This is a genomic window from Gudongella oleilytica, from assembly GCF_004101785.1.
Classification (GTDB): domain Bacteria; phylum Bacillota; class Clostridia; order Tissierellales; family Tissierellaceae; genus Gudongella; species Gudongella oleilytica.
Genome location: NZ_CP035130.1, coordinates 2,120,174 through 2,144,474 on the forward strand (window position 1 = coordinate 2,120,174; position 24,301 = coordinate 2,144,474).

21 protein-coding genes and 1 pseudogene are annotated in these 24,301 nt (G+C 45.2%); 12 read left to right on the top strand and 10 right to left on the bottom strand.

Annotated elements, in window-relative coordinates:
* Nucleotides 1-177 precede the first annotated feature (177 nt).
* Nucleotides 178-405: a YwbE family protein gene (locus EC328_RS10270; protein ID WP_128426706.1), complete on the bottom strand. Its 228-nt coding sequence runs from the start codon at nt 403-405 to the stop codon at nt 178-180.
* 43 nt (nt 406-448) lie between these two features.
* Nucleotides 449-1,387, bottom strand: coding sequence for a linear amide C-N hydrolase (locus tag EC328_RS10275; RefSeq protein WP_128426707.1), 939 nt, complete (start codon nt 1,385-1,387; stop codon nt 449-451).
* 394 nt (nt 1,388-1,781) lie between these two features.
* Here EC328_RS10275 and EC328_RS11880 point away from each other — a divergent pair.
* The 3 genes and pseudogenes from EC328_RS11880 to EC328_RS10290 all read left to right on the top strand — a co-directional run.
* Nucleotides 1,782-1,931: pseudogene (locus tag EC328_RS11880) on the top strand (hypothetical protein); the annotation flags it as partial.
* Nucleotides 1,932-1,958: 27 nt separating this feature from the next.
* On the top strand, nt 1,959-3,818 hold the full coding sequence (fdhF, locus tag EC328_RS11885; RefSeq protein WP_338035544.1) for a formate dehydrogenase subunit alpha: 1,860 nt from the start codon (nt 1,959-1,961) through the stop codon (nt 3,816-3,818).
* Nucleotides 3,818-5,752, top strand: coding sequence for a 4Fe-4S dicluster domain-containing protein (locus EC328_RS10290; RefSeq protein ID WP_206363858.1), 1,935 nt, complete (start codon nt 3,818-3,820; stop codon nt 5,750-5,752). Before fdhF ends, EC328_RS10290 begins: the two co-directional genes overlap by 1 nt.
* Before the next feature lie 520 nt (nt 5,753-6,272).
* On the opposite strand, the gene EC328_RS10300 is transcribed toward EC328_RS10290, so the two are convergent.
* From EC328_RS10300 to EC328_RS11945, 3 genes are read right to left on the bottom strand one after another with little or no spacing between them, the layout of a single operon-like run.
* Nucleotides 6,273-7,412 carry a cysteine desulfurase family protein gene (locus EC328_RS10300; protein ID WP_128426710.1) on the bottom strand — a complete coding sequence of 380 codons (1,140 nt, stop codon included), beginning with the start codon at nt 7,410-7,412 and terminating at the stop codon, nt 6,273-6,275.
* Nucleotides 7,413-7,423: 11 nt separating this feature from the next.
* Nucleotides 7,424-7,624, bottom strand: coding sequence for a hypothetical protein (locus EC328_RS10305; RefSeq protein ID WP_128426711.1), 201 nt, complete (start codon nt 7,622-7,624; stop codon nt 7,424-7,426).
* Entirely contained in the window at nt 7,614-7,985 is a 372-nt protein-coding gene (locus EC328_RS11945; RefSeq protein ID WP_206363859.1) for a BREX system Lon protease-like protein BrxL, read from the bottom strand. Before EC328_RS11945 ends, EC328_RS10305 begins: the two co-directional genes overlap by 11 nt.
* On the opposite strand from EC328_RS11945, the gene EC328_RS10310 reads away from it, so the two are divergent.
* From EC328_RS10310 to EC328_RS10325, 3 genes are all read left to right on the top strand, one after another.
* A complete protein-coding gene (locus tag EC328_RS10310) occupies nt 7,903-8,679 on the top strand; it encodes a VapE domain-containing protein (protein WP_206363860.1) in 777 nt (258 codons plus the stop codon). The genes EC328_RS11945 and EC328_RS10310 overlap by 83 nt on opposite strands.
* A gap of 384 nt (nt 8,680-9,063) precedes the next feature.
* A complete protein-coding gene (locus EC328_RS10320) occupies nt 9,064-10,323 on the top strand; it encodes a DEAD/DEAH box helicase (RefSeq protein WP_240671482.1) in 1,260 nt (419 codons plus the stop codon).
* Nucleotides 10,324-10,475: 152 nt separating this feature from the next.
* Nucleotides 10,476-10,793: a DUF1492 domain-containing protein gene (locus EC328_RS10325; protein WP_240671483.1), complete on the top strand. Its 318-nt coding sequence runs from the start codon at nt 10,476-10,478 to the stop codon at nt 10,791-10,793.
* A 38-nt stretch (nt 10,794-10,831) separates the two neighbouring features.
* On the opposite strand, the gene EC328_RS10330 is transcribed toward EC328_RS10325, so the two are convergent.
* Complete coding sequence (locus tag EC328_RS10330; protein WP_128426713.1) at nt 10,832-11,749, bottom strand: Fic family protein; 918 nt, start codon at nt 11,747-11,749, stop codon at nt 10,832-10,834.
* 243 nt (nt 11,750-11,992) lie between these two features.
* Between EC328_RS10330 and EC328_RS10335 the strand changes: the two genes are divergently transcribed.
* The 5 genes from EC328_RS10335 (at nt 11,993) to EC328_RS10350 (ending at nt 14,733) form a co-directional block, all read left to right on the top strand.
* Nucleotides 11,993-12,343 carry an HNH endonuclease signature motif containing protein gene (locus tag EC328_RS10335; RefSeq protein ID WP_128426714.1) on the top strand — a complete coding sequence of 117 codons (351 nt, stop codon included), beginning with the start codon at nt 11,993-11,995 and terminating at the stop codon, nt 12,341-12,343.
* A gap of 128 nt (nt 12,344-12,471) precedes the next feature.
* Nucleotides 12,472-13,005: a hypothetical protein gene (locus tag EC328_RS10340; RefSeq protein ID WP_128426715.1), complete on the top strand. Its 534-nt coding sequence runs from the start codon at nt 12,472-12,474 to the stop codon at nt 13,003-13,005.
* 3 nt (nt 13,006-13,008) lie between these two features.
* Complete coding sequence (locus tag EC328_RS10345) at nt 13,009-13,920, top strand: ParB N-terminal domain-containing protein (protein WP_240671484.1); 912 nt, start codon at nt 13,009-13,011, stop codon at nt 13,918-13,920.
* Nucleotides 13,827-14,174: a DNA methyltransferase gene (locus EC328_RS11760; RefSeq protein ID WP_240671485.1), complete on the top strand. Its 348-nt coding sequence runs from the start codon at nt 13,827-13,829 to the stop codon at nt 14,172-14,174. Before EC328_RS10345 ends, EC328_RS11760 begins: the two co-directional genes overlap by 94 nt.
* Before the next feature lies 1 nt (nt 14,175).
* On the top strand, nt 14,176-14,733 hold the full coding sequence (locus tag EC328_RS10350; RefSeq protein WP_128427054.1) for a DNA cytosine methyltransferase: 558 nt from the start codon (nt 14,176-14,178) through the stop codon (nt 14,731-14,733).
* A 169-nt stretch (nt 14,734-14,902) separates the two neighbouring features.
* Here the strand turns inward: EC328_RS10350 and EC328_RS10355 are convergent, their stop codons facing one another.
* Nucleotides 14,903-16,600, bottom strand: a complete 1,698-nt coding sequence (locus EC328_RS10355) for a recombinase family protein (protein WP_128426716.1) — start codon at nt 16,598-16,600, stop codon at nt 14,903-14,905.
* A 316-nt stretch (nt 16,601-16,916) separates the two neighbouring features.
* On the opposite strand from EC328_RS10355, the gene EC328_RS10360 reads away from it, so the two are divergent.
* Complete coding sequence (locus EC328_RS10360) at nt 16,917-17,945, top strand: DNA methyltransferase (protein WP_164906100.1); 1,029 nt, start codon at nt 16,917-16,919, stop codon at nt 17,943-17,945.
* Nucleotides 17,946-18,266: 321 nt separating this feature from the next.
* On the opposite strand, the gene EC328_RS10365 is transcribed toward EC328_RS10360, so the two are convergent.
* From EC328_RS10365 to dcm, 3 genes are all read right to left on the bottom strand, one after another.
* Complete coding sequence (locus EC328_RS10365) at nt 18,267-20,138, bottom strand: HNH endonuclease (protein WP_164906101.1); 1,872 nt, start codon at nt 20,136-20,138, stop codon at nt 18,267-18,269.
* A 441-nt stretch (nt 20,139-20,579) separates the two neighbouring features.
* Nucleotides 20,580-21,017 (bottom strand): helix-turn-helix domain-containing protein, encoded by a 438-nt coding sequence (locus tag EC328_RS10370; protein WP_128426719.1) that lies wholly within the window; start codon nt 21,015-21,017, stop codon nt 20,580-20,582.
* Between the two features lie 563 nt (nt 21,018-21,580).
* On the bottom strand, nt 21,581-23,692 hold the full coding sequence (dcm, locus tag EC328_RS10375) for a DNA (cytosine-5-)-methyltransferase (RefSeq protein ID WP_240671486.1): 2,112 nt from the start codon (nt 23,690-23,692) through the stop codon (nt 21,581-21,583).
* Nucleotides 23,693-24,301 lie beyond the last annotated feature (609 nt).

Genomic DNA, 24,301 nt, shown 5'->3' on the forward strand with positions numbered 1-24,301 from the left:
CCTTGCCTTTTCAAGTTCATCAATATCAAACTTCTTCATTTGAAGGAAGGCTTGTGTGACTCTCAGTTTTTCATCAGGAGTTCCTCCAATTAATACATTCGCATGGATCTATGTAATAATAGTACCTGTTTTCATTTTATCTCAAAAAAACAATTACCCGTAATAACTGTCCATTTCTTAATATTTTTCATCCTCGTTTATTCCAGACCTATCTGTAAATATCTCCTTAACTCTTCCAATAACTCCACTCTCAAGCCTAACCTTAATCCCATGAGGATGAGAGGTCGACTTAGTCAGAATGTCCTTGACAATTCCTACCGTTGTTTTCCCTGAGCGTTGGTCCTGTTTTTGTATTACACTCACCCTGATCCCCGGCTTAATTAAATTGCGTTTGTTTCCATCCATTGAATAATTCCCTTTCCAAATGTTATTTTTTGGTGATTATTGTTTATATTAATTTTTTTGTCTCAAATTCAGATTCAATGAAAAACGACTGCCTTTTCTCCTTATCCTCAATATCCTGGAAGCTCAATTGATATATCATGGGATTGGTATCAGTCTTAACTGTCATATGTTTATATTCTGTGTCATAGGCACAGGTGTACCTGGTGCAAGTCGTAGAGCTGTATTTTCTGTTCCTCACAAATCCATTCGGCATAGTCATAGCTGAAATTATGTTGTAAAAATTAGAATATGCCTCCTTGCAATTTCCGGCTGGAATGTTCATCCTATTAAGATAAAATGCCTTGATGAACCTCGATATTGGATCATAACCCCCAGGAAGATCCTTAGGTGAGTTGAACTCATCCAGGTTCTCAATATCCATCAACCGCTTGAGCCTTCTGGTTTGAGACTCCAGATCAGGTGAATTAGTCATGACATCATAGGGATTATCAGTACTGGTCAGTTTGCCTTGTTTTGGCTCGACTATTATACATCTCTTTGTTGAGTCAGAAAACATGAAGTGAAAATCCGGACATAATATGCTATCACCTTTATGATCCCTTGTAGAAATATTTATATTAGGTAAATCCTTTTCCAGCTCATCTACTGATTTGTAATTTGCCAGAGCATAGTTGAAATAATCCATGCTTGATATGTTGATTTTATCTGGTTCAATTTTCTTTGAATAGAGGTTGAACCCACCAAAGTCATTGGTTATTCCTGTCAGGCCGTGTTCATTTACTCCATCCTTAAGCGGATCCCGATTTCTAAAAACCATCCCCATCATCATATATTTCGAGTATAAAGGCTTCCCTGTTAAATCAATGCAGTAGCTGTACCCTCTTGGCAGGAACAGAGCATTATACTCAATAGGGGATTCGAAATCCATAGTTCTCCCCAAAACACATCCGTTGTCAAAATTGACTTTTATTCCTGTACACATATCGGTCCTCACATTATTCTTTAATGTATTATTCTTTCTAAAGATTATCTTAACATACTTTCAAAAAGTTATCCCATTTTACATACTAAAGGCTCCGATGATTTTACCGGAGCTATTGATCTAAAAATATTTGAAGCATCTTGGATTCATCTTAACCTCCCATTTATGTCGATCCCACCAAAAGATATGATGTAATCATTCTCTAAACAAATCTCATTCTCCTAAACTCATGATATCACATGGAGGTCTCAAGGCTAATATAATTTCTAACCATGGCAGTATAGAATAATTCCAACTTACCCTACTATCATGTTGTTAATATCTGAGGAAATGTGTTAAAATTAAAGAGCGAATATTTAGAAATCATCGATCTTATTAAAATGGAGGGATTTTGTTGAAGCGTGTAGAAACAACCTGTGGGTATTGCGGGTGCGGCTGCGGCATTTACGTGAACGTAGCAGATGACGACACCGTTTTAGGCATAACGCCTAGCTATGATCATGTGGTAAGCAAAGGAAAACTGTGCTCCAAGGGTTGGCATGGTTATGCCTTTGTAAGAGATTCAAGACGTTTGAAAACTCCGCTGATCAAGCAATCAGACGGGACCTTCAAGGAAGTTTCCTGGGATGAAGCATTGAATAAGGTAGCAGCCGGACTGAAGGCTGCGATGATAGATGAAGACAACACTGACAGAATAGGACTTATCTCTTCGGCAAGATGCACCAACGAAGAAAACTTCCTGATGGCAAAGCTTGCAAGAGCAGGACTTAAGACCAGCAGCATCGACCACTGTGCACGCCTCTGACACAGCCCAACGGTAGAAGGTCTTTCTACCTCTTTTGGAACCGGAGGTGCCACTAATACTATGAATGATATCAGTGATGCAGAGCTGATCCTTGTTATTGGCTCAAACACGACCGAGCAACACCCACTGGCAAGCACAAGAATATTTGAAGCCCTTGAAAAGGGTGCTGAGTTGTATGTAATTGATCCCCGCAAAATCAGGCTTACTGATTTCGCACACGGGTATGCACCTATCGAGCCTGGGACCAATCTGCCTATGATCAATGCTATGATCAATGTTATCATCGAGGAAAATTTAATTGATGAGGATTTTATAAAAAATCGAACAGAGAATTATGAGGAAATGAAGGAATCTGTAAAGGACTGTACTCCTGAGTGGGCTGAAAAAATATCAAAGGTTCCTGCTGATACCATCAGACAATTTGCCCGTAAGTATGCGACCACTGATAAAGCAATGATTCTCTTCACTATGGGCGTGACACAGCAAACAACAGGTGTTAAAAGCATTCGGGCATTGGCTAATCTTGCAATGATAACAGGACATGTTGGAAGACCATCGACAGGTATAAATCCCTTGCGTGGGCAAAACAATGTCCAGGGTGCCGGGGACATGGGAGCTTTGCCTGATTTTCTGCCAGGATATCAAAGACCTGAATGGCCTGAAACAAAAGATCGTTTTACAAAAATCTGGGGAGATTTTTCCTGCCTGAGAGGGAGGAACATCATACAGATGTTCAACCTGATGGAGGAGGGTACAATGAAGGCAGCCTACATAGTTGGAGAAAATCCTGTACTGTCTGATCCTGACCAGACCCACACGATCCATTGTCTCGAAAAGATACCATTCCTGGTAGTTCAGGATATATTTTTGACCGAGACTGCTCAATTTGCAGACGTTGTCCTCCCTGCCGCAAGCTTCCTGGAGAGAGAAGGTACTTACACCAATACTGACCGAAGGGTGCAGATGATCCATAAGGTAATCGAGCCAATTGGAGACTCAAAGCCTGACTGGGAGATCATAGTAGAAATAATGAAGCGCATAGGCATGGATGTGAGCTATGAGAGTCCATCTGACATAATGGATGAAATAAATATAGCGACTGATATCTACGGCGGGATCACTCATGAAAGAATTCGTGAAGTAGGTATACAATGGCCTTGTCCGGATAAGGAACATCCCGGAACATCCATTCTTCATGTTGGAGAGTTCAAGAGAGGCAAGGGGTTGTTTACTGTTAACGATTTTGAATTTTTAGGAGATCAGAGAAGCGAGGAGTTTCCATTCCTGTTGACTACAGGAAGAGTAACTCACCAGTACCATACAGGAACGATGACACGTAAGGTCTGGACCCTGGCTTTGGAGTATCCAAAGGGGTTTGTCGAAATAAACGCCAAGGACGCCAAGGAGCTTGGTATAAAGGATCACCAGCCTGTCAGAATAACATCTGCAAGAGGAAGCATAGTAGCACCAGCGATGGTTACTGACCGCATAAATGAAAAAACAGTATTTGTTCCGTTCCATTTCGCCGAATCTCCGGCAAATCGGCTCACTGGGGGACAAAATCTGGACCCAATTATAAACATACCGGCTCTGAAGGTTTCAGCTGTAAGAATCGAGGTGGAATAGTGGAATCAAATAAGCTCTATACCATAAATAAGGATCAATTGGATCAGGTTTTGAGTATATGGAATGAAAAAAGCTCAGTATATGTTCCCTCCGGAAAGGGCAAGGACATCCAGCTTCTGCCCTTCAGCGAGGTTCAAAGGACTGAGGATTACATCAACCTATCTCTACCGGCAAAAGAGATGGTATTTGAACAGAAGGAAGGCTTATTCAAGTGGACCAGAAATGGAGAATGTATTGAAATTGAAGGGCTTGCTCACAACCACTCGAAGAATAGGATACTTTTCGGAGTAAGAGCCTGCGATACATACGGGATCGCATACACGGACAGGTTCTATCTTCATGAGTATCCGGATCCGAATTACAAGTCCAGAAGAGATGAAACGACCATAATAGCTGTGAACTGTCTAAAGGCTGGACCTCACTGCTTTTGCACCTCAGTAGGAACAGGTGTGTTTTCAACAATGGGGCATGATTTAGCATTGACCCCCATGGATACATTCTACCTTGTCGAAGCTGCAACACCTAAGGGTGAAGCTCTTATAAGCGACGCTCAGTCATTTTTTACTGAAATAGATGAAGATATCCTTGATGAAAAGAATGCCTTAATGGCTAAAGTTGAGGACAGCTTCCCTCTTAAAATGGACCTTACTAACCTTTGGGATGATATGGCAAAGACATTTAATGCAGACTTCTGGCTTGATGAAGCCCATGCTTGCATTGGCTGTACAGGATGCACCAATGTTTGCCCGACCTGTACCTGCTTCAATGTTGTTGAAGAAAAAATCGATGAGAACAGCGGTCGAAGAGTAAGATACTGGGATTCATGTCAAAGTGAGCACTTCACTCGAAATGCTGAAAATCACAACCCAAGAGATGCTGTTTCCCGTGTCAGGTACAGGATCTATGACAAGCTGAAGTACATCGAGGAAAGATTTGGTTTCAAAGGCTGTTCAGGCTGTGGAAGATGTACGGATGTGTGCCCGACCTATATTAGCATAATCGACATTATAGGAAAGATGCAAAGGGCTGCTAAGGAGAATCCGGAGCTACCTGCTATACACCAGATCACAAAGATCCGACATGAAATAATGGACCGCGAAATAAAATCGCAGCACGGTTTGTTCACACCGGACGTTGCTACTATAACCCGTGTCAAGCAGGAAACTCCTGATATAAAACGCCTTTTCATGAGGTATGACGATCCAAAGCTGCATAAGACCTATGAGCATAAAGGCCAATTCTTCCAGGTAACTGTCTTTGGTGAGGGTGAAGTACCTCTCTCTATACCCTTTGGGTCTGAGCAGAAGGATGAAGTCGTATTCGATTTCAAAAATGTTGGATCTGTTACAGATAAGCTGTTCCAGATGAAGGAAGGCGACAAGATAGGTCTAAGGGGTCCCTATGGGCGCGCATTCCCCTATGAAACTCTTAAAGGAAGAAACCTTATCTTTATAGGCTCTGGTGTTGCTATGGCACCTCTTAGAACAGTTATCGAGCCTGTACTGAGAAACAATGAAGATTTCAAGCAGGTCTATATTATGGCTAGTGCTCTTAGATATGAAAAGCTGCTCTATAAGGATGAGATGAAGGAATGGGCTAAGGTGCCTAACTTTAGAGTTAAGTATGCACTCAAAGATCCGACGGATGAGGTAGAGGCATTCAGCGGCTTTGTCAATGACATGCTCCCTGATCTGGACCTTGATTGGCCTAATACGACCGCTCTCATATGTGCTTCACCGGAAAGGATCAAGAAGCTTGCAAGAGACCTTATGGATTTGGGGATGAAGCCTGCAGACATACTGGTTACCTTGGAAACTCACATGAGATGTGGTGCAGGTAAATGCGGCCACTGCAAGGTTGGAAGCCACTATATGTGCGTTGACGGCCCAGTGTTTACTTATGAAGAAATGATGGCACTGCCTCCTGAATATTGATTTACTGACAAAGAGCTCAGCTAATACATGATAGTATAAGCTGAGCTCTGTCCTGAGTTTTGGAGTAAGGATGAATACGGCGAAGGTCATGATCGTTATATTATGGAATTGGATATAAGTAATTTTTTGGAATAGATTCCTGTAACTGTTATTGGTTTATCTAAAGGTTGTTATACTTTATAGTATGCAACCTTTTTAAATACCCTATACATACAAAGCAACAGGAACCGTCCCTGTTGCTTCCTGTTGCTTTTCCTTCTCTTCGATCGTGCTTTTGGGCATTACTGACATGAGACGTACCTCTACTTACAGCTCGCTTCACTCCTTGTAAGCAGGGTTACGACTTCAACATGGCACGATAGCATCAGATTGATGTCGAGTATGTGTTTTGCAATTTTTCCGTGCAAGGGAACAGGTCGAAGGTGTTTTTGTAGCCATTTTGCGTATGTGGGAATATGGCCACGGTATTTGATAATTTTTATCCGCTTTTGGGAATAAGCCATTACCTTCTTTACAATTTTCAAATAGCGGATTTGATCTTACTATATGCATCGCATATTGCTGAAGCAACGTATTCTGCTTCCTCAATAGTATTATATTTACCATATGAAATACGAATTGCTGACTTGGCTTGTTCTTCGGATACTCCCAAAGCAAGTAAAACATGGGAAGGTTCATCGTTTCCAGAATTACAAGCAGAACTGGTTGAAACACACACCCCCTTCAGGTCAAGAATGTTCATCAACGATTCACCTGAAACGCCATTGAATCCAAGGTTTACGGTTCCAGGCAAACGCAATTCTGCGTTTCCATTTATCCAGACGTCGGGAATTCTCTCCCGAATTTCTGAAACTGTAGTTTGTACCATCGCTTGAAGTCGCTCAGCAGTTTTTCGCATTTCCTTTACGTTTTCTTCAATTGCATAACCTGCTGCTACAATTCCTGCCACATTTTCCGTGCCGGCACGGTAGCCATGTTCCTGCTTGCCACCGAATACAAGATTGGGTAAATCAACACTCGCACGTTTATAGAGAAAGCCGGTTCCTTTTGCTCCATTAAATTTATGAGCAGAAGCCGACAGGAAATCAACGTGAAGTTTATTTATATCAACTGGTATATGTCCGACGGCTTGGACAGCGTCCGTGTGGAATAAAATTCCTTTACCATGAAGGTATTTCCCTATTTCTGCTATCGGCTGAATCGTTCCAATTTCGTTGTTAGCAAGCATGATAGAAACAAATTTGGTATTAGGTTTGACTGCCGATATTACATCATCAACTAAGACAAGACCATTTTTATTAACTTGCAAATAAGTAACCTTAATGTTCTCAGTTTCAAGAGCACGGCACACATTTAAGACAGAGTGATGTTCAATTGATGAAGTTATAATATGGATATCTTCACCTTTAAACAATTTTGTGACACCTTGCAGAACCCAGTTATTAGCTTCTGAACCACCGGAGGTGAACGTAATTTCGGCCGGTTGAGCCCCAATAGCCTCGGCTACTTGTTTACGCGCCTGTTCAACTGCACGCTTTGCTTTTATACCAAGTGAATATTGACTGGAGGCATTACCATACTGCTCTTGTAGAAACGGAAGCATTTTTTCAAAAGCTTTATCTGATATTTTTGTTGTTGCGGCATTGTCGGCGTAAATCATAGTTTCCCCCGTTAAAACAGAGTACACCCCTGCTCCTTAAATTCTTCAATTTTTGCTAGCAGCTCATCGGTTGTTACGTCTAGGTGCTCAGCAAAACAGTCGAGGCAATAGAACTGCTTTATATCATGGCCAAGCATCTTTTTGTTTGTCCCAACCTCATCCCTTGTGAGTTGAGCCTTACCACAGGCAAAACATCTTATATCATTTTTCATTATTGCACAGTTCCTCGTTTATTGAGAATTGCGGGATGTCTTTGCCTCGATACTCAGTATCTAAAATTCCTAATTGGTTCTTTATTGTAGCTCGCATAGCACAAGCACGGCGCAAGCAATAGCGATTGAAGTCACGCGCTGTGATGTCCGTAGTTTTTCTGACATTAGGGAATAACAGTTTCAGGTACGCTGTTGCTATGCGTTTAATCGCCTCCGTATCACGAGTATCGGCGGCTTCGGGAACATTTACCAGTTTATCGACTACTGCTCGATATGTTGTGTCACTCCTAAGTTCGTGGAGAATTGTACAGAAGTACTCCGAGTTCAAAGCCCATCCAGATATCTTAAGGTCATCATTCATTCCCGGAAAGCTGCAGGGCTACTGGATCCTGGAGCTCGGAGAGCTTACGGGCATCAAGAAAATGGATGTGGAAACGGTGAAGTCCTTCATCACCCGAACCGACGACAAATACCGCCCCTCCTACGACCGCGCGGTGGAAAGCCACCCGCGCCAGTGCATCATCGTGGGCACGACCAACTCGGACGGCGGCTTTCTGCGGGACATTACCGGCAACCGCCGCTTCTGGCCGGTGCGGGTCACCGGAAACGGGACGAAGCATCCGTGGGAGCTTTCGGACATCGATCAGATTTGGGCGGAAGCCCTGGTTCGATACGCCGAAGGCGAGGAGCTGTACCTGACGGGCGAGCTTGCGGCGGCCGCCTTCGCCGAACAGCGCGAGGCCATGGAAAACAACGACCGGGAAGGCCTGGTGGCCGACTATCTGGAGACCCTGCTCCCGGAAAACTGGGACGCCATGGACATTTACCGCAGGCTTGAGTACTTCCATTCGCCGGACGACCCTACCCGGGTAAAAGGTACGGTGCGCCGCACCCAGGTCTTCACGATGGAGATCTGGTGCGAGTGTTTCGGAAAATCTCGGGAGTCCATCAAAAAGGCCGACTCTTACGAAATCCAGGGCATTCTGAACCGCTTGGGCGGCTGGACGAAATGCACCTCCGGCAAAACGGGCAAGCGAAAAAGGAGGAGTATGTGAAAGAGAAAATACTGGAGCGCAGGCTCGTTCTGGCGGTCAAAAAAGTGGGCGGTGTCTGCCCCAAATTCGTCAGCCCCGGTTTGGACGGAATGCCCGACCGCCTGATTCTCCTGCCGGGCGGCAGAATCGCCTTTGCAGAGGTCAAAAGGCGTGGGGAGAAACCACGCCCCCCTGCAGGCCGCCCGGCATGGAATGCTCCGCCGCCTGGGCTTTGCAGTCTATATGCTGGACGACGAAGCACAGATTGAAACCATTTTGAAATTTACGGGAGGTGATGCCGGATGAAGTTCATTCCGCACGGCTATCAGCAATATGCCGCCCGATACATCGAGGAGCATCCCGTTGCCGCCGTCCTGCTGGATATGAGCTTGGGTTAGCAAAACCGTGATTACACTAACAGCGGTCAACGACCTGCTGTTTGACCGGTTTGAGGTCCGCCGTGTTCTGGTCATCGCCCCTCTCCGCGTGGCAAGGGATACCTGGCCCGCGGAAATCGAGAAATGGGAGCACCTGTCCGCCCTGCGGTTTGCCGTGGAGGTCGGCACGGAAGCCGAGCGAAAAGCTGCTTTGCAAAAACAAGCCGACATCCACATCATCAACCGGGAAAACGTTCCGTGGCTCATCGAGAACAGCGGAATTCTATGGCAGTGGGATATGGTTGTGGTCGACGAGCTTTCCAGCTTCAAAAGCCACCAAGCAAAGCGCTTCCGGGCCCTGATGAAGGTGCGGCCCAAAGTTAAACGCATCGTGGGGCTGACGGGAACGCCCACCGGCAACGGCCTGATGGATCTGTGGGCGAAGTTCCGGCTTCTGGACATGGGAGAGCGTCTGGGCCGGTTCATCGGCCGATACCGGACCGACTACTTCGTCCCAGACAAGCGAAACGGGCAGGTCATTTTCAGCTACAAACCCCTGCCCGGTGCGGAGGAAGCCATCTACCGAAAGATTTCCAACATCACCATTTCCGTGCGATCAGGCGATTTTCTGAAAACGCCGGAACTGGTATCAAGCGAATACCCGGTGCGGATGTCGGAGTCCGAGCGGAAACGGTACGAGGAAATGAAGCGCGACCTCGTGCTTCAAACTGCAAACGGCGAAGTAACCGCCGCCAATGCTGCCGCGCTGTCAAACAAGCTGTGCCAGATGGCGAACGGCGCGGTGTACGACGACAGCGGCGGCGTCCTCCGCATCCACGACCGCAAGCTGGATGCGCTGGAGGATCTGATCGAAGCGGCAAACGGAAAACCCGCTCTGGTGACGTACTGGTTTAAGCACGATTTGGAACAAATCGGCGCAAGGCTGAAAGCACGTCATATTCCGTTTTCTAAGTTGGATACATCAGAGTCTATCACCAGTTGGAATCAGGGCAAGCTTCCGGTGGCGCTGATTCATCCCGCTTCGGCCGGACACGGGCTGAACCTGCAGAGCGGCGGTTCGACGCTTATCTGGTTTGGGCTGACATGGAGCCTGGAACTCTACCAGCAGACCAATGCCCGTCTCTGGCGGCAGGGACAGCAATCGGAAACGGTGGTCATCCAACACATCATCACAAAAGGCACGATTGACGAGCGCATCCTGCAGGCGTTGTCCCGGAAGGACGCGGCCCAGAGTGCGCTGATCGAAGCCGTTAAAGCCAATCTGTGAAAATCTGCGGAGTCAATCCGAGGGAAACAAAACCCGAGGAGGAATCCCTATGGATACACGCCCCCTTTCGGCGAAGGAGTACCTTTCCCAAACCTACCGCATCGACCAGCGCATCAATTCGAAGCTGGAGCAGATCCGCTCCCTGCGGATCCTTGCGGAGAAAGCAGGTGCCGCCGGACAAAAACAACCGCAACGTCCACCGGATGGAGGATGTTATCGTGAAGATGCTGGACTTGGAGGATGAAATCAACGCCGACCTCCAGTGCCTCATCGACCTCAAGCACGAAGTGGTAACCATTATCAAATTCGTGGAAAGCCCCGAACTCCAAACGCTTCTGGAACTGCGGTACTTGTGCTTCAACACCTGGGAGGAAATTTCCGTGGCACTGCATCTCGATATCCGCTGGTTGCATCGGCTGCATAACAAGGCTTTGAACGAGGTGGACGCGATCCGCCGCGCCGAACCATAGAAAACAGCCTCGCGGTTTTTCTCTCCGCGAGGCTGTTTTTAGTCCTGCAATAGGTTCAAATATTGGGAAAGCCTTTCCTTTACATACTCTCCCACCATGTTCACCATCGGGGATGCATAGTTGTCCCGATAATAGCTATCAAAGCAGGTGTAGTATTTTCTCCTGTCCGCAAACTTCACGTCAATGGGCGGATAACCCGCCTGCATCAGCATCAGGTTCAAAATCAGCCGCCCGGTGCGGCCGTTGCCGTCGATGAACGGGTGGATGCCCTCAAAGTTCAGGTGGAACAGCGCCGCCGTTTCTATGGGGTGTCGGTTGTTTTTGGACAAATCCGCAACCAGCCGTTCCATCTGAACCGGGACCAGGTAAGGCTGCGGCGGTTCGTGGTACGCGCCCATAATTTTTACCGGGATTCTCCGGTACACGCCCTTATCCTCCGGTCGATCCATCAAAACAAGGGAGTGGATTTCGCGAATAATTCGTTCCGAAATCGGGATTTTTTCGCTGACAAGCGAAACAACATAAAGGAAAGCGTCGCGATGCCCGACCGCTTCCAAATGGTCTTTGAGCGGCTTTTTATCTATGGTCACGCCCTCTAGCGCCAGCGCGGTTTCCTGCAGCGTGAGCGTGTTGCCCTCGATGGCGTTAGAGTTGTAGGTGAATTCCACGAGGAATTCATCCTGCAGGCGTTTCAGTTCCCCCGCGGTCAGCGGACGCCGGCGGTCAAGCTCCGCCTTCATCTCGTCGATAGACGTAAAGAGTGCGGCGTATTGTTCCGGAATCTCCTTGCCGCGCAGGCTGCGCCCGTCAATCGGTTTTAACGTGTCCGCCGGAATAAGGTAGGAACGCCCTTTTCTGACGACTCCCTCGATCCGCCCCTCGGCGCAAAGCAAGCGGACCCGCCGGTCGGATATGCCCCACCGCTGTGACGCCTGTTTTACGGTTATATATTGCATCGTTTCACCTCCCGGTCTTTTGTTATAGTATACCACATTATCGGAATAATATCAACTGTAAAACAAGATATTTAGAGATATTATTCCGATAAACCCAAACGGCCGATACCCGTGAGCGGAATTCGCCACCTAAGGCCACAGAAAGCCACCCTTTCCCTGTGATATAACTATAATAGCGAAAAAATGAAGGGCGCACCCGCAATCGGGCGCGTCCTTTTACTATGTTTGAGGAGATAGCAGGCCATGCCGTACAAACCAAAGAAACCCTGCGCCTACCCAGGCTGTCCCAGACTGACTGCCGGGCGCTACTGCGAGGAGCACGCAAAACTGGAAGCAAAACGCTACAACCGTTACGGCCGCGACCCGGAGTCCAACAAGCGCTACGGCAGGTCATGGGCGAAGATACGCGCGGCCTTTCTTGCGGCTTATCCGCTGTGCGAACGGTGCCGGGAGGAAGGCAGGCTGACCCCCGCCGTTCTGGTTCATCACAAGCGCAGGCTGACCGACGGCGGAACAAACGACTGGTCGAATCTGCTGGCGCTGTGTCAGGAATGCCATTCGAGGATTCACGCGGAGCGGAGCGATTATTTTTAGATTTTTTGAAATCGGGAGGGGTGGTCTGAATCTCTACGGTTTTCAAGCTGGGCAGCGCGCCCGGCCTTTCGTATAAATTTTCGCAAATTCAAAAACTTTTTCAAAGATGCATAATGGAGGTGAGGTCCGTGCCGAGAGGAGGAGCAAGGCCCTGTGCGGACCGCCCCAAAAAGCCGCTTGCCGACAAGCTCCTGGAGGGCAACCCAGGCAAGCGGGAGCTGACTGTTTTGAAATTTCAGGGCGAGACCCCGGAAAAATCAAACGCTGAAAAATCAAAGAAATCAAAGGACGTGCACCGCCTGCCCACCTATCTGGACATGACCGCCAAGGAAGGTGGCGACGTCCTGCCGCCAGCCAGCAAAATTTACAAAATGCTCGCCGATTGGATCGACGGGTCCGGGTGCGGGGAACTAATCGCGCCCAACCTCATCGAGGACTTTGCGTTTCTGCGCAGGGCCTATCTAGAATGCGAATACATGAACCGCAGGCTGGGGCGCATCGCGTCCGGCAAGCGGTCGCCTTACGTCAACATGGAGCTGGATTACCAGAAGGCCATGATGGCGGTCTACAACCAGATTTGGCTGATCGTCTCGCAGAACTGCGAAACGAAATACGAGGGAAAGAACGAATTTCTCGAAATGCTGAAAAACAGGGGGTTTTAAGAGATGCAGTCGACCGAACGGTTTGAAAAGGTGAATATTGACAAGCTGGTGCCGTATGCCCGGAACGCCCGGACGCACTCCAAGGAGCAGATTCTGCAGCTCCGCGCCTCCCTGCGGGAATTCGGCTTTGTCAACCCCGTAATTGTGGATAAGGACTACAACATCATCGCCGGGCACGGACGTGTGCTGGCCGCCCGCGAAGAAGAGCTGACCGAGATTCCCTGCGTGTTTGCGGAACATCTGACCGAAGCGCAGAAGCGCGCCTATATTCTTGCGGACAACCGGCTGGCGCTGAACGCCAGATGGGACGAAGAACTGCTGGCCCTGGAATTCGGGGAACTGAAAGACCTCGGCTTCGATCTGGAGCTCACAGGATTCGACCCGAAGAAAATCGAAAAGCTCTTTGCCGATGACGGCAACAGGGTACAGGACGATGACTTCGATTTAACAGCCGCTTTGGAAGAGGCGGCTTTTGTTTTGCCCGGCGATGTGTGGACGCTGGGGCACCACCGCCTGATCTGCGGCGACGCCACCGATGCGGACACGGTCAAAAGGCTGATGAACGGACGAAAAGCAAATCTTGTTCTGACCGACCCGCCGTACAACGTGGATTTCAAAGGCTCCGGCGGGCTGAAAATCAAGAACGACAGCCAGGAGCCCGGTCAGTTCTACGCTTTCCTGCTCTCGGCGTTCCGGGAAGCGGGCTTTCACCTCTCCGGCACCTGCATCTGGGTGAAGGACAGCTTTGTGATGAGGTGCTCGCCATACCAGTGGCAGCACGAGCCGATTCTGTATGGCTGGCTCAAAACCGGCACCCACAAGTGGTACGCGGGGCGCTTGGAAGCCACCGTCTGGAATTTCGCCAAGCAAAGAAAAACAGCGACCACCCAACAAGCAAGCCCCTCGACCTGCTGACCTATCCCATCCGCAACTCCAGTCAGGCAAACGGCATCGTGCTGGACACCTTCGGCGGCTCCGGTTCCACGCTCATCGCCTGTGAGCAGACCGACCGCATCTGCTGCATGATGGAACTGGATGAAAAATATGCTTCCGTCATCCTGCGCCGGTACGCCGAGTTCAAAGGAAACGATGAAGACATCACCTGCGAGCGCGGCGGAAAGACGTTTGCCTATGCCGACCTCGTCAAGGAGGTGGCGGGACGTGGATAAAATGCTTACGCTCGGTTCGCTTTTCGACGGCTCCGGCGGTTTTCCGCTCGGGGCCGTTTTAACGGGAATCGAACCGCTCTGGGCTTCCGAAATCGAGTCGTTCCCCATACGGGTAACCACCAAACGCCTGCCGCGGATGAAACACTTGGGCGATATCAACAAGATAGACGGTTCCAAAGTGCAGCCCGTGGATATCGTCACGGGCGGTTTTTGCTGCCAAGACCTTTCAGTCGCGGGCAAGCGCGCCGGACTTCACGGCGAGCTGTCGGGACTGTTCTTTCAGGTGATACGAATCATTAAGGAAATGCTCGCCGCCACAGGCAACGAATACCCGAAGTTTGCCGTGCTGGAAAACGTGCCGGATATATATTCCTCAAACGGAGGGCTTGATTTTCAGGAGGTTTTGAATGAACTTGTCCGCATCAAAGACGAAAGTGCGGAGGCGCACCCCCGCCTGTCAGTGTCGTTTAATATCGAGATTGATCTACAAATCCAACCTGACCACACAACCCTCCCAAAATCCGAAAAACATCTAAATCGACCACACGCGAACCGCTGACATCTATCCTGACCACTCGCCAGACTATGACATCTATATCGCTCTGTACGGGTCAATATCATCCTCTCGGATATATTCCCACGAAGCGATATTTTTTCTATTTTCATACAATGGAATTATATCACAAATACGCAAAAATCCCAGTATTACTAGGCTTTTCGCACACCTCTCATTTTACCCTTGACATCAACACCACGCACTCAACGTGCGTATCTTTTTCCCACAAAATTTTATCACCAACATTACCGTCGTAGTATATTGGGAAATTAAAGGTTATAGACCTCAAACGACTCTTGGTGTCGCTCTTTTTCCTACCAGACGGCTCTTTAGTAACCTCAACCTCTTTTACTAATGCTGATATTACCTGCCGTTTTTCCTCAGCTGTTAATTTATCAAAGAGGAGTTCGAAATTCTCAAGCAGAGTGTATATCTGCTCTACCGATAAAGCATTAGACCTGATTGCTGCACGACGTATTTTTAAGTCATCTATAAGTTGCTCAACCTCGATGAGGTCGTCATAGGCTTTATCTAATCGCTTGTTAAGGTCTTGCAACTTCCTGTCTCTGTGAGGTGCATCGTAAGGTAGCGTATCTATTTCACGCTCTAATGTATCTTTTACTGCTGTTGCCTGTTTAAGTGCTTTTTCGTACTGAGTCAACTCTTTATCAATTTCCGCTGTATCAAAGGTTTTACCTATCTTGGCTTTTACTTCTTCCTCAAAGCCTTGGTCTGCCGATAAAGTCTTTATTGCTTTGATTACATCTTGCTCAATAACATCCTCTCGCAGGCTCGCCTTGTACTTGCAATCTATTCCTCTTGCGTGATAGGCACGGGAGCATACATAATAGTGGCGCTCCACTGGTGTTCCGTCTTTACGCACCCACGCATTTTTGTTGGTATACATTGGACCGCCACACTCTGGACAGCGGAGTATCCCCGATAAAATGTGTACTCTGTTGCGCCCGATAGAAGATGGGGAGGCTACTCCTGTTTCCTCTCTGCGTTGTTGAGCTTTAATCCAATCTTCTTCAGATATAATTGACTCATGTTTTCCCTGAGCAATTATGTAGGCGTCCTTTACTTGCTTAACTGTCTGGTACTCGTTGTCTGTACCTTTCTTCTTTTTCTTTGTACGTCGTCCGTAAGCGATTTTCCCGCAATATACTGGGTTGTCGATGATGTCTTTGATTAGCTTGGCACTCCATTGTGTAAGAGTTCCGTTTTTGCGAGGTATTTTATCTATACCCTGACGCTTAAGATATTTTGATATTGCGTTGAACCCAAGACCCTCTAAGTACTTCTTATAAATAATGCGTATGGCTTCGGCTTCTTTATCATTGATTACTAAAATATCGTCCTCGTTTATGCCGTATCCGTATGGCGGGAAACCTCCATTCCACTTACCTTCACTGGCTTTTTGTTTACGACCAGACATAGTCTGGTCTACTATATTATCACGCTCGAGCTCAGCTACTGCGGATAAAACTGTTAACATCATCTTACTATACGCTTGCGCTGAGTTTAGCCCTTCCTCTGTGCAAATCAGATTTACATTGTACTGTTGAAGTTTTTGTAGTGAGAATAACACATCGGCCGAATTACGACCAAAACGTGAGAGTTTAAAAACCATTACATAATCAACATCTATTTTACCCTCCTCAATGTCGTTGAACATACGGATAAAATCTTCTCGCCCTGCAATGGACTTACCTGACCGACCCTCATCTTTGTAAACGTCAATTATATCTATGTCAAAGGCTCTTGCATATCGCTCAATGGACGCTCTTTGTGCGTCCAAAGAATAGCCGTCTACTTGCATAGATGTTGATACTCGCAAGTACACTACTGCTTTTTTCCGTTTTTTCATACATACCACCGTCCTTTGTGAGCTATTATATCACACAGAACGGTCTTGTGTGTAAATAAAAAGGACTACCTGCGTAAGTAGTCCTGATAAAACATATCCTATTTTTGACTGTCGGCTTCTATTTCCACAAGCACTTCTTCTCCGTACTTCTCAATCATTGAAGCCATAATTGACACAAATTTTTCTCTTGCTCTACCCTTATCCATCTATGTACCCTCCTGTGACTTTTGATAAGATTTGAGCAAGGCACACATTTGATTTTGATTGTTACGCAAAATGTATGATAAAATGGTATCGGCTCATAGGAGGTGATAAAGTGCGTAAGCAAATAAAACCGCCTACGCAAAGCGAGAAAAGACGTCAGATTACCGACAGACTGCGGGTTGCTCCCGAACTGTCTGATAGACAAATTGCCAAGATGTTGGGTGTATCGCCTACTACGGTCGGCTCTGTAAGGCGGGAATTAGCAGATAAAACTGTCCAAAATGGACAGGTGGACACAGGTGCGTACGACTGGACGAACCATCCGTACATAATGGAGCATCCAGATATTCTCGATGGGTTGAGTGGACGGTCGATACGAGCTATAAAGACCCCGGGTGTACTTGATAAGATGATGGAGAGAGGGAGTAGGTCGCCAAGATACTGCCAAAGGTTGTTATACAAGGAGTGTACAAGGGCAAATAAAAATCCTCTGCTGACTGTCACAGAGGAGGACGTCGAGGTGTTTGTTGATGACATTAGGACAGGCCTACCACAAATAAAAGATGAGTCTGTGGATTTGATATTTGTAGACCCTCCGTACGACGTTAAGACGGTCGAGGAGCTTTACAGTCATATATCTACCGTAGCTGGTAGGATATTGAGAGAGGGAGGCTCACTGCTGGTGTTGTGTGGAGGAGCTAATCTTGACAAGGCTATTGTGGAGCTGTCTACGGATAAAAGGTTACGGTACAACTGGACGCTCGCTTACGTCTGTAAAAGCAACGGCTCACCATTGATACATAGTCGTAATGTGGCTACGGCGGTTAAACACGTCTTATGGTATGTCAAGGGAAAGTACGAAGGAAAGATGGTTTACGATTTAATCGAAGCCCCGCCAGACCCTGACGGTACAGATAAAACATACCATAAGTGGGGGCAGAGCGTTGAGGGGGTTAAAGAGCTTTTGCGTCGGCTCACTAAAGATGGCGACGTAATCTGCGACATTATGTGTGGCGGAGGGTCGACTGTCGTAGCTGCCCTTGAGCTTGGGGGTCGTAGGGTGATTGCCTGCGACGTAGACGAGGAAGCCGTAAGGACTACAAGGCTACGGGTGCGACGGCTCTTTGGACACGACAGGTAAATGGTAAATATTAACATAAATGGTAAATGGGGAGGGTGATGGTGGCAGGTGGAGTCGCACTTTGAATTTTTTATATATATATATGGCGTGTGACATCTGTGTATTTTTGAGGTTAAGCCCGATGGCGTAGAGCTTAACAGGTCATTTTATGGTGTTTTGGACAGGAGGACTAAAAATTAAATAAAAATCGTGGAAAAGCAAATAAAATCTTTAGAAATTGGATTTTGGGTAACTGGAAATTGTATTATGCAAAAATACGACTTACCTCGTGTGACATATAAGCCCTTAACTCTGATATCACGGGGTTAAGGGCTTATTTTATTAGTTATTGATTGATACGCTACCATCATTAGATAAATGTATGTTGAGCCCTTTATGGGTAATAACAGTTTTGCCTTGCCGCTTTGCCCTGCTGATTGCTTGGCGTAGTGCATCATGGCTAAACCCATTGGCAACAGCAAAGTCTTTGATTGTGTCATAATGGATGCCCTGATAAATCACGGGTTTGCTGGTACTCCTGCTTGTGTCGTTTGTCTGCTTAGATACGATTTCAAGGTTTTTTGGGCAGTTGTTGCTTCGGCACCCATCTTTGTGGTGGACGTGGTAAACCAATGGCTTGCCCGTTATAGGGTCGGTTGGTTTGGCTGCTATATAAGTTGAGTACTCCTTAGGGTAGTAGACATAGGCTGCCAGACGATGTGCAGACAGATAAATCGGTTTGTAGTACGGGGTCTGGACTATCTGACGTATGGTGCGTTTGGTGACAACATAATCGGTATCGCCATCATAATCATCAGCATCGTACTTGTAGAGGTCATTAACTTGAGCTAACAGTATGTCGGCCAACTCCTGCATATCCTTAATGGCTTTTTGACGTGCTACAGGGTCGCCCTGCGGGATATGGGTGATACATGGTGACAGACTACTACGATACCTTGGGTCGGCTAATAAAACCCCCTGTAAAGTGTTAATGCGGTCTTTTAGGGCTTTGATGTTGTAGGCAGTAAATACGTAGTCTGCGTAGCCGTCCTCTCGTATGGTGGGCAGGACTTTTAGGTATTGGTTTGTTTGGGGGCTGTGGATTATCAGGTCGCCATTAAACAAGTACGGAGTGGAGGCACTACCTGTAAGGTAGCAGGCTATGGTTTTTAGGGTCTGGTCGTCGACTGGCGTTAAGGTGCTGGGGTCTGGTGCGGATAAAACCTCGGTGTCCGTGGTGACTACATCTGCACCAAGGGTGCTAAGTATATCCTGTATAGGCTGTGTCAAGTCAAAGGGCAACGGCTTACTGTCAGGTGCAATGCGGGGAGCTTTGGGTGTGATTGCTATGACATCGTCTGATAGTGGTGCGATGTCTGGTAGAGGCAGTGCATCGGCAAAACCACAGGTGTGTCTGCTGATAGAGCTATATAACTCCTCGGCAAGACGGTCATACATAAGTATAAGATTGCGGGTCTTAAAGTGTGGACGGAGCTTAGCGGTAAAAGCAAGTATGCCCTGTATAACGCCATGATTTAGTACCTCTGGTGTAAAAACGCTATCTACTGAGAGTGTATATAGGTCTATCTGTAAGCAGGCCGTTAAAATCGCCCTTAAATTACTAAAATGACTGAAAAACTCCCTGCCCTTTGCCTGTGTCTCCTCTATGCCTGATAGGTCGATACCTTGGGTGACGGCTCGCTGTGATGCAAGCAGTCCAGCTTTAATGTCGTCAATGGGGTCGACACCGTCAGCATAGGCATTGGCTCTTTTAGCCATTAGCTTGGCGTAGGCTGCCTCCAAGCTGTCCGTAAAGTGCTGGATGTAGGCGGATAAAGACATAACTGGCTTTGGTGCTGGCTTTGGTGCTGGCTTTGGTGCAGTCTTAAGGTCTTGCAGGGTGCGTTTTATCAGTTTTAAGATGGAGGCCGATAAAGAGCGTGTGTTGATAGCTTGGTTAATGGATTGCCAGTCGTCTGTTAGGATGCGGTGATGGTTGCGTTTTAGCGTGTCTATGTCCTCAGGCTTTAGTTTGGTGTATCTGATACGGTCTTTGACTGCTGACTGTAATCGCTTAAGCTCACGCCCGATAAAAGCACTGAGAGCTTTGTTGTGAGGGGCTATAAGCTCGTCTGCCTCTTTGACAAGGTCGATTAGGCGTTGGTCGTGTGCGATTAGGTCGGCTCGACGGAGTGGGGACAAGTAAGAATACAAGAAATTGCTGAAATGAGGGTAAAGGTCGTAGGATTTGCCGTCGAAGTAGTCTGCGATTAGGTTGTAAACGTTATCGCCTTCGTCTATGAAGTTTGGCGGAAGCTCTGGCTTAATCGGTGTACGACTGATGGTGATTAGTCTATGGGCAAGGTCTACACTGACCGAGGCAAAGGCAGTTTCCGCTTGCTCGTAATGGGCAAGGTATTGGGCTATGTATTGGTTGAGGTCGTCGTCTGTAGCAGTGTCTGGGTCAAGAGGGGCGATGACGTACCGATAAATAGCATCTGCATAGTCGGCTAATGCTTCGGGGGCGTAGTGTAGTAGCGGGGTGCGTCCCCAGCTATAAGGCTCCTCGGTGACTATCTTGCGATTAATATTGGTTAAGGTGTCAATTGTTAATAGGTCGAGCATATTTTTAAGCTCTGTAATCGTAACCATAATTTATACCTCCTTTATCCTGAACTCAAAACCCATGTCTAAGCCGTATTCTTCGGGGGCTAAGACCATGTAGAGCTTGCCTTTGCGAGGGTTCTCAATCTGGTTGCCTTCATCGTCTGTGGCGGGTATGAATTGTACTTTTCTATCGTCGTAAGCTTGCTTAACGGCCGATAGAAAAGGCTCTTTAAGCGGTTTGCCTATGTGGTCGGTAAAGATAAGTTGCTTCGGTGCGGATAAATCCTGTTCCTGCTCTGCGGGTTCATGGTTGAAATCAAGTTCTAAGCAACGTACCAATAGGTCGATTACATACTCTGGTGGCTTACGACTGCCTTCTTCCCATTGCTGAATACTTCTTAGAGGAATTCTATATTTTTCAGATAATTCTTTCTTTGAAAGCCCTGCTTTTAGCCGTGCTTGCTTAATTCTTTCAGCAGTAGTCATCTTAATTACCTCCTTATAAGTGACGACACGCTCATTGAGTGTATATGTATAATATACCACTCATTGAGCGTGTTGTCAATATTATTTTAAGAATTTTAGGCTGAGTGAGCGCATACGTCAATGAGCGTAACGCTCAATGCGTGGGTACGACTTTCGTAGTTGCTCATTGAGCGTGCTATACATTAAGTGGAGGCTTACCTCCGATAAAAGCCCACTAAACTATGCTTTTTAGGCGTCTGGGAGCGTTCTGTGGGGTTTTAGGTGGAGAAGTAGTCTTATGATACTTAGGAGGGGTGTTGAGGCGGTTGTAGGGCGATTGGAGAGGTTTGGATAAGAAAAACAGCCCTTGGATAAGGACTGTTTCTATAGATTTATGTGGATTAAACTTTATTGAGCAAAAGTGTAAACCACTAATCGTCCAAAGTTAAAGGAAATACTTGACTATGTGAGGGAAGAAGATATATGTTATATTTTGTCATTTGATAGAATTGTCATCATTAGGATTTCAATAAATTACTTACCTCATTATGGTTTAAGGTTGCTTAAATACAATTTTAACCATTTTAATCATTTTCCTCATTTGTTATAATGTTCCAAGCAAGTTTTTGCTCATAATTGATTTCAGGGTCATTTGCTAAATTATAAAGATACCTTTCAACAAATTTATCAGTATTCTCTAATAATCTGAGATAATATTTTAAAGTCGGAAAAACCCCATTTATAATTACTTGACATCCATGCTCTTCTCTTATTCTACTTACAACTGCCTGTATTTTCTCATACTCCTCATCTATTGGACTTTCTGTACTTAATACATAATATCTTTGGATTGTCGTTGTTGCTATTTTCTTATACGCATCCTCAATCATGATACTATCAGGTGCAATATCAAATTTTACTTCTACTACCTCATATAAACTACCATCTTCATTTCTTACTACTATATCACCTGTTGCACCACTACTTCTATCACTACTTGTATGTGATGCTAATGCATCTAATTTTTTACCCTTAAACCTCTTTAATTCCTCTACTATACATTCATACACACTATATAAGGCTAAAACTGGAAGTATAGAAGCACCTCTGCTTTTGTATTTATAATAAAAGTGTCTATGTAAATATAACATTATATCATTAATACTTAATTTGGTTTCAGCTTCTATTGGGTTTATTAACACCAAGGCTTTTTTACTTTTTTCAACTACACTACCTTTAATTATTGCTTTTAAATACTTTTTAGGGTCTGCTTTATTTGTTTCTATGTCATCTAATATATTTAAAAATGCTTCCTTTACTTTTTTATTACTAATCTTACCTGGAAAGTCTTTGTGGTATGGAATATTTTGTTCCAAACTTCTTGTCAACCAACCACTCTCTTTCATTGCACCATAAAACCTCTTGCTCTTTAAGAAAGGTGTAACATATTTAGTATCAAAAGTTCTTCCGCTATACCCACCTTCCATATTTGCTTGATGTAATCGAACATCTTGCTCTGGATGTAGACATTTATAAGTTAAACTTGTAAATGTTACTGTAAAAACACCTTTTTGTGTTTCCTCTTTTTCTACAATAGCATTTACCCAATCCAACTGTTTTTTTGTTAAACCTGCTTCGCTAATATCTTTCATGGCTATTGCTTCTTGATATATTGATTCAAGGAACTGCATTGGTTCTGTCATTTCAACATTTACCCCCTTTGTGAAGAATTGATTTTTAATTTCTTTTGCAACAGCTTGTACCATGTTTACACATATGCTGTTACCTACTCGTAGATACAACTGACCTATGGTCCCAACTTTCTTAAAGTTTTCTGGAAAACCCATAAATCGAAAACACTCATTAAGTGTTAATTTTCTTACTTTCCCATCCACTAAAATCCAGTACCTTCCACTTGTTTCTTGTGATGCTATTGTAGGATGTATCCCCTCTGCAGAATAAATTCTATTAGGTTGTTTGTGAACCCTTGATAAATGTTCTGTTCCAGGTCTAACCCCTACTGTTCTAATTTTTTTATTTCTATATCCTACAAATATTAATCCAGATTTCTGAACATTTATATACTTTTTATCTATTAAAGTATACTCATCTTCATTTAGGTAATCAAAGCTTCCATCTTTATCCAAAAAAGGTTTCATTGATATAACAGGTTTTTTTTCTAATTTTTCAAAATCAAATAAAAAACCATCTATACTACCTACTATAATTATTCTCTCTCTATTTTGAGGTACACCGAAGTCTTTTGCATTTAAAACTTTATAATTTACTGTATATCCTAACTCATGTAAGCTATCTAACATGATAGTTAATGTTTTACCCTTATCATGTTTCTCAAGATTACTAACATTCTCTAATACAAATGCTTTAGGTTTTTTTGCTTCTAATATTCTACATATATCAAAAAAAAGCGTTCCTCTTGTAGTATCATAAAAACCTTTCTGTTTACCACAAATAGAAAATGTTTGACAAGGAAAACCTGCTAATAACACATCAAAATCTGGAATTTCTTTTGGGTCAACTTTTGTTATATCACTATATGGGTTTTCTCCAAAATTAGCTTCATATACACTACAAGCATGTTCATCTATTTCACTACTATATACACACTCAAAACCCTCTCGTTCAAATCCTAACCTAAAACCACCTATACCAGCAAATAAATCTATAAACTTCAAGTTCACGCTACCACCTTTCTTTTGTAAGTTATTATATCATAAAATTACTTTTTAAAAAGATAAATCTTTATAATAGTTGAAATTACTACATTTGCTGTACTCTATGCTAATTCTTTTATAAAACATGTTTATTAATTTATTTATATTTTAGCATCTATGCTCACAATTTAAATCCGAAATAATATTTAGAAATTGGATTTAAAGTGGTAAATTTATCGCAAAAATTTTTATAAATTTGTTTGGCTAAAGGGAGGCCTGATAGGGTCGGTTAAAACTTGATGAAAGAAATTAAAGACGTTCTAAATCGAGCTACAAAGATGTTGAAGTCGGCTCTTGAGGTTTTGGTCGACTTGGAATGTAAAAAATTGACGTGTGTTGATGTCGATGGAATTTCGATAGGCAAAAATATACCCCTTAGCAGAAAAACCTAACCCTGCTAAGGGGTATGTTTTATTGCGTCTTTAATAAAGGTTAAAATGACTACCTGACGCAAGAAGCTCGATGGTATCGGATAGAACTGAAAAATACCTATTGACTATAGGTTCGTGGCCCGGTAGAGTCGTGTCAACGAAAAGAATACCTTTCGTTATTGCAGTAAGCCTGATACTG

Coding starts and splice junctions, on each gene's coding strand:
- EC328_RS10270 (WP_128426706.1), bottom strand. CDS start 405: ATGGATGGAAACAAACGCAATTTAATTAAGCCGGGGATCAGGGTGAGT.
- EC328_RS10275 (WP_128426707.1), bottom strand. CDS start 1,387: ATGTGTACAGGAATAAAAGTCAATTTTGACAACGGATGTGTTTTGGGG.
- EC328_RS10300 (WP_128426710.1), bottom strand. CDS start 7,412: ATGATTTACGCCGACAATGCCGCAACAACAAAAATATCAGATAAAGCT.
- EC328_RS10305 (WP_128426711.1), bottom strand. CDS start 7,624: ATGAAAAATGATATAAGATGTTTTGCCTGTGGTAAGGCTCAACTCACA.
- EC328_RS11945 (WP_206363859.1), bottom strand. CDS start 7,985: ATGAATGATGACCTTAAGATATCTGGATGGGCTTTGAACTCGGAGTAC.
- EC328_RS10330 (WP_128426713.1), bottom strand. CDS start 11,749: ATGCAATATATAACCGTAAAACAGGCGTCACAGCGGTGGGGCATATCC.
- EC328_RS10335 (WP_128426714.1), top strand. CDS start 11,993: ATGCCGTACAAACCAAAGAAACCCTGCGCCTACCCAGGCTGTCCCAGA.
- EC328_RS10345 (WP_240671484.1), top strand. CDS start 13,009: ATGCAGTCGACCGAACGGTTTGAAAAGGTGAATATTGACAAGCTGGTG.
- EC328_RS10350 (WP_128427054.1), top strand. CDS start 14,176: ATGCTTACGCTCGGTTCGCTTTTCGACGGCTCCGGCGGTTTTCCGCTC.
- EC328_RS10355 (WP_128426716.1), bottom strand. CDS start 16,600: ATGAAAAAACGGAAAAAAGCAGTAGTGTACTTGCGAGTATCAACATCT.
- EC328_RS10370 (WP_128426719.1), bottom strand. CDS start 21,017: ATGACTACTGCTGAAAGAATTAAGCAAGCACGGCTAAAAGCAGGGCTT.